General features: G+C 60.6%; 12 protein-coding genes. 4 read left to right on the plus strand and 8 right to left on the minus strand.

The features are described 5' to 3' along the window. Positions 1-59 precede the first annotated feature (59 nt). Positions 60-1,355 (minus strand): CitMHS family transporter, encoded by a 1,296-nt coding sequence (locus tag LCU97_RS17740; protein WP_269802973.1) that lies wholly within the window; start codon positions 1,353-1,355, stop codon positions 60-62. Between the two features lie 339 nt (positions 1,356-1,694). Here LCU97_RS17740 and LCU97_RS17745 point away from each other — a divergent pair, with 339 nt between their 5' ends. Further along, positions 1,695-2,900, plus strand: a complete 1,206-nt coding sequence (locus LCU97_RS17745) for a citrate synthase (RefSeq protein WP_053153969.1) — start codon at positions 1,695-1,697, stop codon at positions 2,898-2,900. 74 nt (positions 2,901-2,974) lie between these two features. Here the strand turns inward: LCU97_RS17745 and LCU97_RS17750 are convergent, their stop codons facing one another. The 3 genes from LCU97_RS17750 to LCU97_RS17760 form a co-directional block, all read right to left on the minus strand. Continuing rightward, a complete protein-coding gene (locus LCU97_RS17750; protein WP_232777342.1) occupies positions 2,975-4,345 on the minus strand; it encodes an MmgE/PrpD family protein in 1,371 nt (456 codons plus the stop codon). Positions 4,346-4,446: 101 nt separating this feature from the next. After that, the gene (locus tag LCU97_RS17755) at positions 4,447-4,755 is read right to left on the minus strand and encodes a DUF4387 domain-containing protein (RefSeq protein WP_232777343.1); all 309 of its coding nucleotides are present in this window, start codon (positions 4,753-4,755) and stop codon (positions 4,447-4,449) included. Then, positions 4,748-6,244: an acyclic terpene utilization AtuA family protein gene (locus LCU97_RS17760; RefSeq protein WP_232777344.1), complete on the minus strand. Its 1,497-nt coding sequence runs from the start codon at positions 6,242-6,244 to the stop codon at positions 4,748-4,750. Before LCU97_RS17760 ends, LCU97_RS17755 begins: the two co-directional genes overlap by 8 nt. 68 nt (positions 6,245-6,312) lie before the next feature. On the opposite strand from LCU97_RS17760, the gene LCU97_RS17765 reads away from it, so the two are divergent. Further along, positions 6,313-7,230 carry a LysR substrate-binding domain-containing protein gene (locus LCU97_RS17765; RefSeq protein ID WP_232777345.1) on the plus strand — a complete coding sequence of 306 codons (918 nt, stop codon included), beginning with the start codon at positions 6,313-6,315 and terminating at the stop codon, positions 7,228-7,230. A 37-nt stretch (positions 7,231-7,267) separates the two neighbouring features. Here LCU97_RS17765 and leuD read toward each other — a convergent pair whose 3' ends face one another. From leuD to LCU97_RS17780, 3 genes are all read right to left on the minus strand, one after another. Next, positions 7,268-7,876: a 3-isopropylmalate dehydratase small subunit gene (gene leuD / locus LCU97_RS17770; RefSeq protein WP_232777346.1), complete on the minus strand. Its 609-nt coding sequence runs from the start codon at positions 7,874-7,876 to the stop codon at positions 7,268-7,270. Between the two features lie 3 nt (positions 7,877-7,879). Beyond that, positions 7,880-9,301, minus strand: coding sequence for a 3-isopropylmalate dehydratase large subunit (leuC, locus tag LCU97_RS17775; protein WP_232777347.1), 1,422 nt, complete (start codon positions 9,299-9,301; stop codon positions 7,880-7,882). A 166-nt stretch (positions 9,302-9,467) separates the two neighbouring features. After that, positions 9,468-10,232: an SDR family NAD(P)-dependent oxidoreductase gene (locus LCU97_RS17780; protein WP_232777348.1), complete on the minus strand. Its 765-nt coding sequence runs from the start codon at positions 10,230-10,232 to the stop codon at positions 9,468-9,470. Positions 10,233-10,485: 253 nt separating this feature from the next. Between LCU97_RS17780 and LCU97_RS17785 the strand changes: the two genes are divergently transcribed. Both LCU97_RS17785 and LCU97_RS17790 read left to right on the plus strand, forming a co-directional pair. Then, positions 10,486-11,430, plus strand: a complete 945-nt coding sequence (locus LCU97_RS17785; RefSeq protein WP_232777349.1) for a helix-turn-helix domain-containing protein — start codon at positions 10,486-10,488, stop codon at positions 11,428-11,430. A gap of 184 nt (positions 11,431-11,614) precedes the next feature. Continuing rightward, entirely contained in the window at positions 11,615-13,468 is a 1,854-nt protein-coding gene (locus LCU97_RS17790) for an ABC transporter ATP-binding protein (RefSeq protein ID WP_053154028.1), read from the plus strand. Positions 13,469-13,524: 56 nt separating this feature from the next. Here the strand turns inward: LCU97_RS17790 and LCU97_RS17795 are convergent, their stop codons facing one another. Next, a complete protein-coding gene (locus LCU97_RS17795; protein ID WP_232777350.1) occupies positions 13,525-16,698 on the minus strand; it encodes an NHL repeat-containing protein in 3,174 nt (1,057 codons plus the stop codon). Positions 16,699-16,756 lie beyond the last annotated feature (58 nt).

The raw sequence follows: 16,756 nt of genomic DNA on the forward strand, positions 1-16,756 counted from the left end.
CAGGCGCGAGCAGCGCCCCTTCAACTTCGGTGCAGCGAACTGTGCAAATAGAAAGTTATTTAGATGATCGCCCGCGTAATGATGGTCGTGACTATCAATACAAGACTGCTGCCGATTGCCCAGAGCAAGCAATATCGTTGCATATCGCCCATATCACGCTTGATGATCCCGCTGATGAGATAAACCGCCGCGACCAGGGGGCTCAGGGCATGTACCGGTTGTCCCAGGACAGAGGCGCGGGCAATGTGCATCGGGTCGATCCCGTATTCGGCGCCGGCAGCCCCCAGCACCGGCAGGATGCCAAAGAAAAACGCGTCATTGGACAGCAGGAAGTTAAGCGGCAAGGCCAAAAGCGCAGTCAGAATACTGAAGTACTGGCCGCCCCCCTCGGGAATCATTTGCACGATTTTCTCGGACATCCCGTCGACCATTCCCGTGCCGGACAAGATGCCGGTAAAGACCCCGGAAGCGAATATCAAGGCAATGACCGTCAACACGCTTTCGGCGTGAGCCGCGATCCGGGCCTTCTGTTCGGCCAGGCGCGGGTAATTGATCAGCAGCGCCAGGCAAAAGCCCACCATCATCACGAGCGGCAAGGGCGCCAACCCCGTACCCATGGCGTACATGAGCCCGGCGGTCAACGCCAGGTTGATCCAGAACAGCCTGGGCCTTTGTGTCTCGGCCCGGACTTCCGGCAACGGCACCTGGTCCAGCGCCGGCCCGGCCTCCTTCTGCGCGGGTGTCCAGCCCAGGCGACGCCGCTCCTTATGGCCGATCCAGAACGCGACCAGGAAGGCATAGGCAAGCCCCACCAGCATGGCGGGCACCAGTCCCAGGAACATTTCCCCTACGTCGACGTGAAGCGCACTGGCGGCACGGGCGACCGGCCCGCCCCAGGGAATCAGGTTCACGACCGTATTGGTCAACAGAAGCATCAACGCCAGGATGAGCGGATTCATCCCCAGGCGCAGATACAGTGGCAGGAAGGCTGTCGTGACAATCAGAACGGTCGTCGCGCCATCGCCATCGAACGAAATGACGGCTGCCAGCAAGGCCGTACCCAACACCACTCGAAGTGGATCGTTCCCGACATGACGCAGGATGCGCCGTACAGCGGGCTCGAAGAGCCCGGCGTCGAACATGATCGCGAAATACAGGATGGCGAACATCAACATCAGTGCGGTGGGCGCGACCTGCTTCACCCCATCCATCACCATTGCACCCAGCTCCGGCCCTGCCCCACTCGCCAATCCGAAAGCCACCGGAATCAGTACCAGCGCCGTAACCGCGGAGAGCCGCTTGCTTATGATCAACGCCATAAACGTAACGACCATTGCGAAACCTAGCCAAGCCATGCGTGCACCTTCTTATTTTTATAATGGAGTTGAAATCAATGTGAACAAGCAACTTCTTAACAAAATCTACATAGGCGGGAATAAGCTGTAAATCTTGATTTTTTTTGTCAATGTCTGTCGTTTCCGAACTCATCCGAAAGAACTGAAGGCCTTGTTTGATCAGGGATTGGACGATCGTCGATCGAATCATCGTGCTGTTCATCCGCGAATGCGAATGAGCCCGTCGAATGAAAAAACGGACACAGGTGCAGGAAAAAATGCCGACGGAATGAACATTGACGGATTCGTCGAATAAACAGTAAATATGGATATATATTTATCAACCTGAACGAATCCGTCATGCCAGAACAAGAAGACCTGTACCTTTCGGCGGAAGAGTCGGCAGCCATGCTCAGGGTCAGCCTCCCTACGCTGTACGCCTATGTCAGCCGCAAGAACATCCGTTCCATCAAGATCCCGGGTTCCCCCAAGCGCCGCTATTGGGCCGAAGACATCCAGCGCCTGGTCAAGCATCCAGCGGGGGCGAAGCCTTCGGTGAAACGTTCGCCGCCTGCGGACAGCGCCATCACCCTCATCACCGATGATGGGCTTTTCTACCGTGGGCACGACGTCACCGAGCTGGCCGACCATGCAACGGTCGAAGAGGTTGCCGGCCTGATGTGGCAGGTGCCTTCGGCCTTCGGCGCTTCGCTGCCGCGTGTTCCGAAAGACAGCGGCAAGTTACTGAAAATCTACGAACACCTGTCCGCGCCGGAAAAGGCGATTGCACTGTTTCCGCTGGTGCAGAGAGAGAACCCCAAGGCCTTCGATCTTTCCACCGAAAGCTATGCCCGCACCGGTGCGGATGTGGTGAGGTGGTTCGCCGCCCTGGTGGTGGGCGCAACCGAGCCGAGCACGCAGCCGCTGCATGAATTCATCACCCAGGCTTGCGGGGTCCGGCCGGCACTCGCTGACCTGATTCGACGCTTGCTGATTCTCAGCATCGATCATGAGCTGGACCACACCACCCACAGCGTTCGCGTCGCCGCCACGACAGGTGCCACGCCCTACTACGCCGTGATCGCGGGACTCGCCGCTGCCAGGGGCCACAAGATCGCATATGGCAGGAACGAAGCAGCCAGCAGGATGATCGAGGAGATCTGCACGGCGACGGATCCTACCCAGCCTATCTTGCAACGCTACAGCCAGGACGGACGTATTGTGGGGTTCGGTCCGAATGTGCACTCCATCAACGATCCGCGGGCCAGCAACCTGATGCAGGCGTTGACCGAGGCATTCGCTGGGGACGGAGAGTTCGCCAAATTGCAGAAGGCTTTTTCAGTGGCTGCCGAGCTGGTGGCATACCCACCGGAATTCATTCTTCTGGTGAGCTTCATTGGCAGGAAGTTTGGGTTGCATGGGCAGGAAATCGCACTGGCAGGGGTCGGTCGGTTGATTGGCTGGATTGCCCACGCCAGCGAGCAATACAACCAACATCTCGATGCCCGCGCGCGCGCACGGTACACCGGAACCCTGCCAGGAACCTCCCGACAGGGGCACGCCTGATCCCTGCATCCCGGCGAGGGCTCCCTGCCCTGCCGGGCCTGTACGTTGCGTGAGGTGTGACGTACCGCCCGGAACTATCGGGCCATCGCCGCAAACAGGTCCTCGAACCGCGCCTGATGCTCAAGCCCGGCCACGAAACCCAATACCGTCGCCTGTGCCGATGCATCGATATGGGGGGCTGCCATGCGCCTGAATTTGCGTTCGAAGTCGTGATCGGTCATGGGCGTCTCCACGGAGCCGGGCCCGGTGATCATCTCGCTGACGACGGTCTCGCCCGATCTCAGCGTGACGACGAGACGGTTGGCCAGATGCCGGGGAAACAACGCAGTGAGTCCGGGATCCTCCACCACGATAATCTTGTCCATCAGGCCGATCACCGCTGGGTCGTGGATCTTCTGCTCGGCATAGGAGCCGATAGTGATGTCGCCATCCATCAATGCCCGGGCGACGTTGTAGGGCAAGCTATGGTCGGCGGTCTCCCGGGTCTTGGGCAGCCACTTTTCCGGGGTATCGGCCAGCACCCGACAGTTGAATTCCGAGGTTTCGATGGTGATGGCGGCGATCTCTTCAAGACCGGCGATACGCTTGCGTATATCAAGCGCCGCCCAGACGGCGGTATGCAGTTCACCGTTGGTTGGAAAGGTCTTGGTCAGCGAGCGTCGTATGGCGTAGTCACCGTTTTCAGGCGAACCGAAACGATCCATGTCCAGCTCGAAGGGCCCGGAAACCAGTTTGAAGAAGCCCATGTCGCCTTCAAAGACCGGCGACGGCCCGGTCATGCCATGACGCGCCAGTTGGGCGGCAAAAATGGCGTTGCGTGACGCATTGGCCGCCGAGCAGCCTTTCCAGTCCGAGAGTGTTCCGCTACGGACCTGGCGCATTGCCAAGTGGCCGCTCAGCGCGATATTGATCGCCTGTTCAGTCTGGTCCACGTCCAGTTTCATCAGGCTGGAGGCCGCTACAGCCATGGCGACGTTGATGTAATTGACGTGGTCCCAGCCGCGCTTGTTCAGGCTGGCCGCATCCTGCAGCCGCATCTGGATTTCATACGCCAGCACAATGGCCGATATCAGCTGCTCCCCACTCGCCTCCTCGGCTTGCGCCACCGCCAGACAGGCCGGGATGTTGTCGCTGGGATGCCCGGGCTCCAGGCCCATGTATCCGTCGTTGTAATCCAGGAAGCGCACCATGGCGCCGTTCACGAACCCGGCGATTTCGGCCGTTGTCTGCAGGCTTGTGCCAAACACGCTGGAGGTCCCGCCGCGATGACACTCGGCATAACGGACGGCGGCATCGATGGGCGGCGCTCCATAGGCGCCCAGCACGCATGCCAGGCTGTCGATGAAACGCTGGCGCACGATCGCGACGATGGTGTCAGGCAGACGCTGTTGCGCAAACCCATGGGCGTAGCGCGCCAGCCGCCGGGCAATGGTCGACTCTTGCATATTCACCTCTTGTTCCAGTTTGAGCGGTCGGTTTCCAGGCTTTATACGAGACGTCGCGCCGACTTTTCTCGTACAAGCCTGGTGATCGATGACGGACGATTTCAGTCCATCACGACGTCGAGCAACCGCACGTACTGCTGACCCGCATGCATGTCACGCTCGACCATTCCGCCTTGCGGCGTAGCGCGGGGGAAGGAGATCTTGACCATTTCCAGATCGGGCACCGGGATGTATTTCACCCGTTCGGGATCGGTGCCATATAAGCGGGCAAACTGCTCCGGCGAGAGTGCGTCGCTGCGGGAATAACGTTCAAAGTTCTCGCGGCCATTGAAGAAGATATCGAAGGTAATCCAGAACGGTCCGGCTTGTTTCGATCGAACATGACGGCAGACATCGCGCAACTTAACCACGATTCAACTCCTTCGCAGCTGACGCCGCCTCAGAAAGGTCAATCCACTTGATACGTACCAGCTCCATTGGGTCTTCAAGCTGCACGATATGATTGAGCTTGAATTCAAAAATCCGGCCGCGAGGGATATCCGCGGGCGTGAACGCGAATCCATAGGAAGGCAGTTCCTTGCCCATGACACTTGGATAATGGAAAAAGTACGGGTTGCAGGCCTGCGCGATGGTGTCCGCCAGTTGCTGGGTTGCAGCCGTGGCCACGAATAACATGCCGATCTCGGGAGGTGGCAAGGTTCCTGCGGGCGGCTTCATCCCGGTGACCGCATTCCAACCGTACATGCGCAGGGATATATGAAACTCACCCAACTCGTCGGCGGGAATGGACTGGCGGGTACGGGTATAGAGCGCTTCGAGCAGGCGATCGTGGAAACCATCGATGTCGTTGAGTACGTCCGGGTCCTGGATACCCACCAGCATGATGGTCTGATAGGCACCCGCGGCGGCGCCTTCCAGCTTCATGGTGTAGGGCATCGGCTCCCAGCGCGACCCTTCCACCCTGACGGTCCGCCCGTTCAGATCGGTATAACGAGCGTCGGCGACATTCAGGATGCCTCCCGGCTCCAACAAGCGAAACGGATCGCTGTTTTCATAGAGCATATGCGCGGAAACACTGTGGGGCGTGCACAGGTTGTCCCGGCTCAGAGGCTCCACATTGAACCCGTTGGCATCCACGCTCAGCAATATTCCAGAGCCCAGGGTCGGGTTGACGGCGCACTGCACGCCACATTCGCCTGTCTTGCCGGCATGCCAGGACGGCCCCCAGGGCGCACCCTTCCAGATCGGATAGCAGGCAATGACGGCGGTGTCGGTGGAGCGACCGGCCAGTATGATGTCCGCGCCGCCATCAAGCGCCGCGAGGAACGGCTCGACCCCCAGCGCGGCGACAATGTGCTCGCAGGCATCGACCGTTGCGTCGTCCAGTTCACCGTGTGGCGCAAGAGGCTTGATACGCCCTTTGGCATTCAGTTGCTTGATGGTGTCTTTCTCTTGTTCACAATAGATAAGAGCAACTTTCGGCGTCACCCCGAGTTCCCCGGCAACTTCAATGACGATATCCCGCGTCCAGTTCAGATTGAGATCGCCACCGGCCTGTCCGGAAGTTCCGATAATAATCGGCACGCCAGAGGATGCCTGGGCTTTCATCAATATAGTCAGATCGCGCTTTACCGAACCGCGATTATTCTTCGATTTGCCAAGTGCAAGATAAGCCGCGCCACTGTCGGTCGATCCGGCATCCGAAGCAATGACTTGCGCGCCGGCTGCCAACCCATAGGCAATTTCTTCTTCGCGAACACCTGCCCCCAAAGAACCACAGGGAACAATGACTTTTACGCAACCCTCGAATAGCCGCCCCATAGAAGCCTCTTTTTTATTTATTTGTGGGGCGATCATAAAGCCTGGAATCAGGCTGACAAGTGGACAGTTTTTATCCATATATCTTTGCTGGTAAGTTGGGCATTCTTATCGTTCACATCAAAGATCAATGAGCGGTCATGAGGCATATGAGCATCAATCGCGAGCGTTCCTTACTGCCCGAAGACCTGCGTGTCTTCCTCACCGTTATCCGCAAGAACGGCTTCGGCCACGCGGCGGAGGAACTGGGCTATTCGCCCGCGTATGTGAGCAAGCGGATGGCGGTCCTGGAGACGACACTGGGGACCAGGCTGTTGCATCGCACGACCCGCCGGGTCGCGTTGACCGACGAAGGCGAACGTGTCCGCACCTGGGCCACGCGATTTCTGGGGGACATGGAGGATTTCATCAGCGAGCTCACCGACGCCCGGCAGCAATTGCAGGGAAGCTTGCACGTCTGCAGCTCCTTCGGCTTTGGCCGCAACCATGTCGCCCCAGCGATTCCTGCTCTTTCGCGACTGTACCCGCGCATGGAGATCCGTCTCGACGTGTTCGATCGTCTGGTTGACATCGTCAATGAAGGCTTCGATATGGAAATCAGCGTGGGCGACGACCTGCCCAACCACCTCTTGCACAAGAAGCTGGCCAGTCACCGCAGGGTACTCTGTGCCGCTCCGGAGTACCTCCAGCGGCGTGGCGTCCCGACGTCTCTGGATGATCTGGCCGGGCACGATTGCCTGGTGCTCAAGGAGCGTAACAATGCCTTCGGCATCTGGAACCTGACAAAGGATGGCGTCGAAGAATCGGTCCGGGTCAGCGGGCCACTTTCATCGAACAATGGCGAGATCGTGTCGCGCTGGGCCTTGAGTGGCGCAGGCATCATCCTGCGTTCGTTATGGGACGTGAAACCCATGCTGCAGAGCGGACAGCTGGTGCAGGTGCTGCCCGACCATTTCCAGAGCGCCAATGTCTGGGCCACCTACCCGACACGGCTAAGCCAGTCGGCGAAGCTGAGGGTCTGCATCGAGTTTTTCGAGGCGCATTTCGGCAATCTATCCCTGGTTTGAGCATCCGGCAGTCGCCGCCGGATGTCCGTGAAAAAACTCAGCCCAGCCAGGGATGGGCGGCGTGATACCGCGCTTCGAAATCCCGGATCTGCACCGCTCGCCGCAGGGTACTGCCGATGGCATCCAGGCCCAGCAGCAAGGCTTGCTTGCGCAGTTCGTCGATGGCGAAGCCGATGCTCGACCCGTCGCTCAATCGAATCTGCTGGTTGGGCAAGTCGACGGTGATGGTCGAGGTAGCCCCGTCGCTCACTATCCGCCCCAGCGCCTGCAACTGCGACTGGCTGAGCTGTATCGCGAGCACACCGTTACGCAGGCAGTTGTCGTGGAAGATGCCGGCGAAGCTCGTACCGATCAACGCACGGATCCCTAGTTGCTTGAGCCCCCATACCGCATGCTCACGGCTCGAGCCACAGCCGAAGTTGGGCCCGGTCACCAGAAACCGGGCGCCGCTCCAGGCAGGCTGGTTGAGGACAAAGTCTGGATTCGGCTCGCCGGACTCCAAAAAACGCAGGTCGAAGAACACGCCTTTATCCAGTCCGCTCCGGTCGATGCCCTTGAGGAACTGCTTGGGCATGATCACGTCGGTGTCGACGTTCGAGGCAAGGATGGGTGCGGCTTTTCCGGTCACGCTGTCAAAGGGTTGCATGGTTCAGACCTCCTCGGTCAACAGGCGTACGTCCGTCAGGCGGCCCCGGATCGCTGCGGCGGCAACCATCGCAGGACTCATCAGATGGGTGCGAGCGCCCGCCCCCTGGCGCCCCTCGAAATTGCGGTTGGTACTGGAGGCGCAGCGATCCCCCGGAGCGAGCACGTCATCGTTCATTGCAAGGCACATGGAGCATCCGGATTGACGCCATTCGAAACCGGCATCGAGGAAAACCTTGGCCAGTCCTTCCTGCTCCGCCTGGGCACGTACCGAAGTCGATCCGGGAACGATCATCGCTCGTACCGTCGCAGCGACTTTCCGGCCCTTCACCACGCGAGCGACGTCGCGCAAATCTTCGATGCGCGCATTGGTGCACGAACCGATGAACGCATGGCTGATCGTCACGTCACGCAACGCCATGCCCGGCTCCAGGCCCATGTAGGCCAGGGCGCGCTGCATGCCCTGGCGCAGGATCGGATCGGCGACGGCCTGCGGGTCTGGCACGGTCCCCCCCACGGGCAACGCCTGGTCCGGACTGGTTCCCCAGGTCACCATCGGCTCCAGGGCGCTCACGTCGAGCAAGACTTCGCGATCGAACACCGCACCTTGATCGGTGAACAGTTCGCGCCACTTATCTTGAGCGGCATCCCATAGCTCGCCCTGAGGAGCACGTGGCCTGCCTTTGAGATAGGCATAGACCTTCTCGTCGGGCGCCATGAATGCACCCCGTGCGCCCGCCTCGACGGCCATGTTGCAGATGGTCATCCGGGCTTCGACGCTCAGTGAGCGAATCACCGGGCCGGCGAATTCGATGGCGTAACCGGTCGCACCGGACGCCCCGATCTTCTCGATCAACGCCATGATGATGTCCTTGGAGGTGATGCCCACGCCCAGCTTGCCGGTGACCGTGACACGCATGGTCTTGAGCCGCTTGTAAACCAGCGTCTGCGTCGCCAGCAGGTGTTCGATCTCGGAAGTGCCGATACCAAAACCGAAGGCCCCCAGGGCCCCATAGGTGGTGGTATGGCTGTCGCCAGCGGCCACCACCATGCCGGGCAAGATGAAGCCCTGCTCAGGCGCCACCACATGCTCGATGCCCTGGCGTTTATCCAGCACATCGAACAACTCGATATCGAAGTCCCGGCAGTTCTTTTCGAAATAAGAGACCTGCAAGGCACCGCCCGAATCGGGCATGGTGGCGATACGATCGGGGGCGGTCGGGTTGACATGGTCGACCACCGCCAGCGTCGCCCCCGGACGCCAAACGCTGCGCTTGGCTTCACGAAGCCCGCTGAAGGCTTGCGGGCTTGTGTATTCGTTGGCCACCTGCCGGTCGACGTAGAGCAAGACGTGCCCTTCATCGTCCAGGGGACAGACGGTATGGCTGTCGATATGTTTCTGGTAAAGCGTGCGTGGGCCGGTCATGGCGGTGCGCTCTTTTTTCATTGTTGTACGGATCAGGGTTGGTCCACAGCATAGGCCCAATGAAAACCCCATCAATGGCCCAGGAGTGATGCGCTAGAACACGATTCGTGAACAATGAGCGTTTCGCCAGGCCCACACCCTTGCTTCTGCGTGAGCAGCGGATTGATCAACCCGCAGTGACGGTCATGCCGCCGTCCGCCATCACCACCGAACCGACGATGAAGCTGGCGCGGTCCGAGGCGAGGAACGCGACGACCTCAGCGATTTCCTCTGGCTGCGCGGCGCGCCCGATGGGAGCGGCCTCGCCATGCTGGGCCAGGAAAGCCGGACCGTCTTCGACCACGTCGTTGAGGATGTTGGTCACCACGTCGCCGACGCCAACGGCATTGACGCGGATGCCATGCCCGATCGCTTCGAGGGCCAGGGTGCGGGTCAGCTGGGCCAGGGCGCCCTTCGATGCCGTGTAGGCGGCAATGGTCGGGAAGGCGAAATAAGAGGCATAGGACGCGATGTTGACGATGGCGCCGGACTTGTTGGGCATCATCGCCTTGACCGCTTCGCGGCAATGCAGAAAGGCTGCCGTGGCGTTGACGGCCTGGATACGTTCCCAGTCTTCACGGGTCATGTCGATGACCAGCTTGTTGATGATGATCCCGGCGTTATTGACCAGGATGTCCAGCCGGCCGAACTGCTCGACGGCCAGGCCGACCGCACGCTCGGCCGCGCCATCTTCGGTAATGTCGGCCACCAGCGGCACCAACCCCGGGCGGGCCAGTTTTTCGACGGCGGGATTACGGTCCTCCGCGACGACCTTGGCGCCACGGGCATGCAGCAATAGCGCGATAGCCTTGCCGATGCCACTGGCGGCACCGGTAACCAATGCGACTTTGCCTTCGACTTCGTTGGGAAAACGCTGCTTGATATCGGTCATGATTGCTCTCCTGCGTTGCGAGCCCGGGAGACATTCACCGGCTCGGCGCCTGTGAGGCGCTGTCGTTATCGACGGCTTCACTGTCTCGCAACGGTGAGATTTAGGCTGTTGCAGGTTTGCCGGAGCTGTCGGGATTTTGCGTCGGGTTCGAAATCAGTCGGCTTTTCACGGTCGTGGTCCCGTGGGACATTTATCAAGCCTGCTTGCTTCGGCAGGTCACGGCTGCGTTACCTTATAGGCCTGAGTTTCATCCATGGAGCCTACCGTGCAGCCGCCTGATCCTGACGACCTGGCCGCCAGCGATACCCAGCGCATCGCGGCCGAAACCATGCCGCAGCACCTGCCGGGAACGCCGCGGGCGTTGCCATCGCACCCGCACCTGCAGGATGTGGTCGTCCAGCTGTTCAGCCATCACAGCATTGTCGAGCCGATCCTGGTGCCCGCGGTGGTGGAACCGCTACTGGTATGGGTCCTGACAGGTAAAGCCAGGGTCGAGGAACGCGCCCTCGGCGGCACGTGGGAGTCCACCCTCGTGGAAGCAGGCGACTTTTTCCTCACCAATACCCGCGATCCTTACGAGATGCGCTGGCAAACACTGGAATGCGACACGTTCGAGGTGATGCACCTGTACCTCGGCCTGCCGCTGATCGATCGGGCTGCCCGCGATAGGCTGGGTGAACACTGCGCAGCGGTGAGCTTCCTGGACATTTCCGGTGCCCGGGATGAACGGGTGAACGTCATCCTCGATCAGTTGCGCATCGAACTCAGCGAGGAACGTCAGCCCAGCCCGCTGTTCGTCCACAGTCTGGCCCAGGCGCTGGCCGTGCACCTGATCCGTCGATACCTCGACCCGCATGGCAACAACCGACGCAGCAGTGCCTTGCAAGCGTACAAGCTGCGTCGCGTCCTGACGGCCATGGACGAAGGCTTGGCCGAAGACTTCAACCTCGCGCAACTGGCCCGGATCGCCGAGTTGAGCGAGTACCACTTCAGCCGGGTGTTCAAGCGCGCCACGGGATGGTCGCCTTCGCAATATTTCATTCGCCTGCGGATGAGTCGCGCCCGGCATCTGCTACTCGAAACCGACCGCAGCATCATCGATATCGGAATGGAGGTGGGATACTCCAGCCCAAGCCATTTCTCGCAGGTCTTTCGCCGCGAGGTGGGTGTCACGCCCAGCGCTTATCGCCAGGTATGAGCCGCGCTACAGCGGTTCTACCGACGAGCTGATACCGGGTCTGTCAGGAATTTACTATGCTGAAAGTTCGCTTCTGATGTGACGCCTTACACCCTGCTCACCAGCGGCCTTCACCGACAACACGCGCCTCATGTTGCCGTTGGTGGCAAAATCCCTCTCTGCTCAGAATCTTTCGGAGGCCCCAATGCTTCGTGTGTTTGAACGAAGACTCGACCCTTTCCCACCCGATGAAGCCCCACCGCCCCCTGTCGGTCTGGTCCGCTTCCTGTGGGCCTGCACCCGGGGCGCTCGCGGCTATGTCCTGGTGTTCGCGCTGCTCAGTGCCGGGGTGTCGATCTACGAAGCCTGGTTGTTTTCCTTTCTGGGACAAGTCGTGGACCTGCTCTCGACCTGGCAAGCAGGCGGCGATGCGCAGGGGCAGGAAAGCCGGGTGTTGTGGGGCATCGGCATCGTGTTGCTCGCCAGCATCGGGTTGGTGGCGCTGCGCACCATGGTTCAGCACCAGGTATTGGCGATCAATCTGCCGCTGCGGCTGCGCTGGGATTTCCATCGCCTGATGCTGCGCCAGAGCCTTTCGTTTTTTTCCGACGAGTTCTCCGGACGGGTGACGACCAAGGTGATGCAGACGGCCCTCGCCGTGCGCGAGGTTCTGTTCACTGTCATCGAAATCGCCCCCGGCATCGGGGTGTACTTTATTGCGATCATCGCTCTGGCCGGTGGCTTCGCCCTGAAACTGATGCTGCCGTTCATGGCCTGGGTCGCATTGTTCGGCCTGGCCATGCTGTACTTCGTGCCACGCCTGGGGCAAGTCGGACAGGAACAGGCCCATGCGCGGTCGTCGATGACCGGGCGCATCTCCGATGCCTACACCAACATCACCACGGTGAAGCTGTTTTCGCATTCCAAGCGCGAGGCGCACTTCGCCCGTGCGGCCATGGAAGATTTCAAGCTCACCGGCTTTCGCCAGATGCGCCTGGTAAGCCAGTTCGAAATCGTCAACCAGGCGCTGGTGGTCGCGCTGATTCTCGGCGCCGGCGGCTATGCCTTGTGGTTGTGGCACCAGGGCGAAGTCGGCACCGGGGCCGTGGCAGCGATCACGGCCATGGCGCTGCGGATCAACGGCATGTCCCACTGGATCATGTGGCAAATGACCTCGCTGTTCGAGAGCATCGGCACCGTGCAGGATGGCATGGCGACATTGACCCGCGGCCCCAAGGTCGTGGATGCACCCGATGCCGGCGTACTGGTGCCCACTGGCGGTGCGGTGACCTTCGACAATGTCCGCTTCAACTACAACGGTGAACGCCAGGTGCTCGATGGCCTGAGCCTGGACATCCGTCCGGGGGAAAAGATCGGCCTGGTGGGCCGCTCCGGCGCCGGCAAATCGACCCTGATCAATCTGCTACTGCGCTTCTATGACGTGGACAGCGGTGAGATTCGCATCGACGGCCAGAACATCGCCCAGGTCACGCAAGACAGCCTGCGCAGCGCCATCGGCATGGTCACCCAGGACACCTCGCTGCTGCACCGCTCCATTCGCGACAATATCGCCTACGGTCGTCCGGATGCGACCGAAGAACAGATCCGCAGGGCAGCGGCCAATGCCCAGGCCGATGGCTTCATCCGTCAACTGAGCGACCGACAAGGCCATTCAGGCTATGACACGCTGGTGGGTGAGCGCGGCATCAAGCTGTCGGGCGGGCAACGCCAACGCATCGCTATCGCGCGGGTGATGCTCAAGAACGCCCCAATCCTGTTGCTGGACGAGGCCACCAGCGCGCTGGATTCGGAAGTCGAAGTCGCCATCCAGGAAAGCCTCGATGAAATGATGGAGGGCAAGACGGTCATTGCCATCGCCCATCGACTGTCAACCATCGCCGCCATGGACCGGCTGATTGTCATGGACGAGGGACGCATCGTCGAACAAGGCACCCACGCCGAACTGCTGGCGAAGAACGGCACTTATGCGCGGTTGTGGCACCATCAGAGCGGTGGGTTCCTGGGTGAGGATCGGGGGGTGCTTGAAGCGGTGGAATAACCATTCCACCGCTATCGCGGGCAAGCCGTGCTCCCACAGGTTGGCGCAAACTCATTTCAACTGGACGGAGCCGGCGGCATCCAATGGCTGATCGAGGGCTCGGGCTTGCCGTCCGCGCCGTGGATCAGCTCGTAGTTGAGCGCATATACGTTCCGGTCCAGGCTGACGGTGAGCTTGCCGGCGGCGACGCCTTGCGTTGACACCAAAAGATCGCCCTGCGGCGTGTAGATATCCATGTAGTAGTCATCCGGCGAACTGCCGTCGTCGGTATAGGAGAGCACGTAGACATACCCCTTGGCCTCCACGTCCAGGTCGAGATAAGTCGCCTGTCCACGGGCGTTCAGCGCCAACGTCGACGAGGTCTTGTCCTGGAAGTACTTGACCGGATTACCGTGGATGTCAAACGCCTGCACCCGTGCGTTGTCGGCTTCGAGCACCATCACTACACCATCCAGACCGATGGCGATCGCTACCGGATCCGACAGCAGCCCCTCCCGCGAGCCCTTGCCGCAGAGCAGGCAGGCGTCCTGGGCTTCACCATCCGCGACGGGTGCGCTCGACAGCTCGCATCGCAGCAGTTTGCTTCGCCCGGTACTGATGGCAAATACATAACCCTGCGGGTGCAGGACGAAATCGTCCAGTGGGATACCCGCCGGGAATCGACCATAGCTCTGCCCCACCCCGGACTGAAGAGGAGCGCATTTCGCTTCGTTGTCATAGCTCAGCGTGACTTTGCGAAGATGAACATACGACGGTGCGTCATACTCGCTACCGGCTGCAATCGGGTTGCCGTCGAGAAAGAAGTTTCTCCCCGACCCGTCCGACGGGCTCACCAGGTCGTAGCAGATGCCGGACTTGCCGGTATAGCCGACGTCGAGTGGCTGGTAGGCCTGCTCCGGTGGCGCGAGAAGTGACACGTTCTGCACCGTGTACATGGCATCGATCGACCGGGGGTTGGTCGGGAGGTTTTCCGGAATGTTCAGATGAGTGGCCTGCCAGCCGTAGCCGATCGACGCGGGGCCCTGCGCCAGGGTAATGCTCGTCAGGCTGAGCAGATCCGAGCCGGAGGTCGCCGTGGCCGTCGGCAGCGGCGCGCCCTTGCTCCACACGTGCGCACCGCCCTCGTAGACCAGCTTCTCCACGTGCTCGTAGACCGAGCTTTTGGTCAGTGGAGGCAAGCTGTTCTTGATCTCCAGGTCCGGTATCACCAGCGTGCTGCCGTCCGTGCCCAACGCGGGTGTCCAGTCAGTGCCCCCTTTGCCCGCAACCCATCCGTCGTCGGCGTAGAAAATGGCAGTCACCTTCAACTTTCCTCCACCCGGAACGCCCTTGAAACTGATCGGGATGGGTTGGTTGTTCGTCCCCTGCGACAACGAAAACGTCTTGGAAGGGACCGTCACCTGGCTGTCGTACGAGACAGTGACCACGTAATGCGTCGCCTGCATGGGGAAGTAATGGAACTGCGAGTCCGGCATGAGGGTGATATTCAGATCGATGGTCCTCGTCACCGTTGAGGTATAGATCGGCGCGGCCTCAAGCACCTCAAATATCGTCTGGCCAAGCTGCACAGCGGTAATCGCCGCGTTGACCGCTTCCAGGGCCAGGTCCACGAATGGGATCGCCTCCTCCAGGGCCCCTTGCGCGATAAACTCCAGCAACATGGCCTTCAAGCCTGTCTTCCACAACAAGGGCCCGATGATGTTGGCCAGCTTGAGGAGAACCTCCTTGATTCCACCCGTCAATGCGTAGTCGATGATCGCCGCGTCGATCGTCGCCAAGACGCCCAGGATCCCAACGTAGACCGCGTTGTCCTTCAGCAGATTGGTGACGAACTCCGTCTTCATCAAGGCGGCCCCCGCGGCGAGCGCGATGATCGGGATCGCATACTCGAAGGTTGCCGTCATGAAGATGCCCAGGAGACAGATATGCCGGTCGGTATGCCCGGGGCCGAAAATCCCAAGGCCCGCCAGATGGATGTTCACCGCGTTGGCCGCGTCCGGCACGGGGAACGACAGCGTCATATCGGTGACATCGATAGGGATACCGGCGATCTCATCGATGGGCCCGACTCGGTCGAGGTACTTGGTTGTGGCGGTGCCGCTGAACATACTGGGAACCGAAACCGCCGGCCATGAATCCGGTGGCGCGACGGGAGTGCCGCGGGCATCCAGGAACTCGATGTAGGCTCCCAGGTGCCTGAGCCACTGGTTCTCCACCGTCACGGACATGTTGCTGCCGTCGTACTTCACGCTGGCAGGGTCGACCACGACGCCCAGGCCCGGGGTCAGGTTCTTCAATTGCCATTGGGAGTCCTGGTCACGCCGGCGCATTGAATGAGTGCCGGCCGTGCCCTGGTACTCGCTCGATACGACACCCTCGAACACTTTCCACAGCGCGCCGCGAAGGTATTCATCCTGCCGGGATAACTGGATCGCCAGTGGCAATGTACTCGACACGGCCATCCGCACGCCCTCGTTGAGCTTGGACGTATAGAGCGGTTTGTCGCCGTCGTACACCTGCTGTTTATTCCAGTCGAGCAGCGGTACTTTTTTCTGCCACGCGTCACCGGCTCCGTTGATCGTATCCACCAAGGTGTTGGCATCATTGGCAATCGCCTCCTTGATGCAGCTTTCCTTGATATACGCCGGGATGGCACCGCCGTTGTCACCACTGAGATTCAGCAGGCTCGGGTGATGGAAAAGCACGGCCACCGCGGCCTCCATGGCCTCGACGTAATTATCGACGTGGTCCGGGAAATCGCCCTCCAGGACCAGCGGTTCGAGATGTTCCGACGTGATGCCGTACCTGGCGAGTTTGTCGCGTGCCGAAGCGAGTACGTCCTTGCCGCGCCTCTTCATTTCTTCCCGTGCAGCCGCTCTGCCGGCCTTGGGAACGTGCAAGAACATGGAGAGGGTGTTGCGGATCGATCCCTCACCGGTTCCCGTGGACACGGTGACCAGTGCCGGGCGGTTCGAGGGGACGGGAAGGTCCTCGATGTAATGCGTGACGTGCTCCTGAGCAAGCAGGGCCAGGAAAGGCGTGTCCTGGCTGGCCCGTGCCAGGGTCTGCGGCGTGTGACGTTCGAGCCGGTATTGCCTCAGATTCGCGTGCAGGAGCACGTCGTCCGGGTCCTTGCAGTGCCGGAGGTCGAAGTGCAGCGTGCGCGTCTCGGTCGGTCCGGGCAGTTTGTCCGTGCGCCGGCCGGCCGCCCCATCATTCCCTTGATTCATGATTGCTTCCCTGTCATCGATGATATTGGATGCGAACGTTCGCGCAGGATATGTCGTG

Origin of the sequence: Pseudomonas uvaldensis, assembly GCF_021271205.1 — a bacterium.
GTDB classification, from domain to species: domain Bacteria; phylum Pseudomonadota; class Gammaproteobacteria; order Pseudomonadales; family Pseudomonadaceae; genus Aquipseudomonas; species Aquipseudomonas uvaldensis.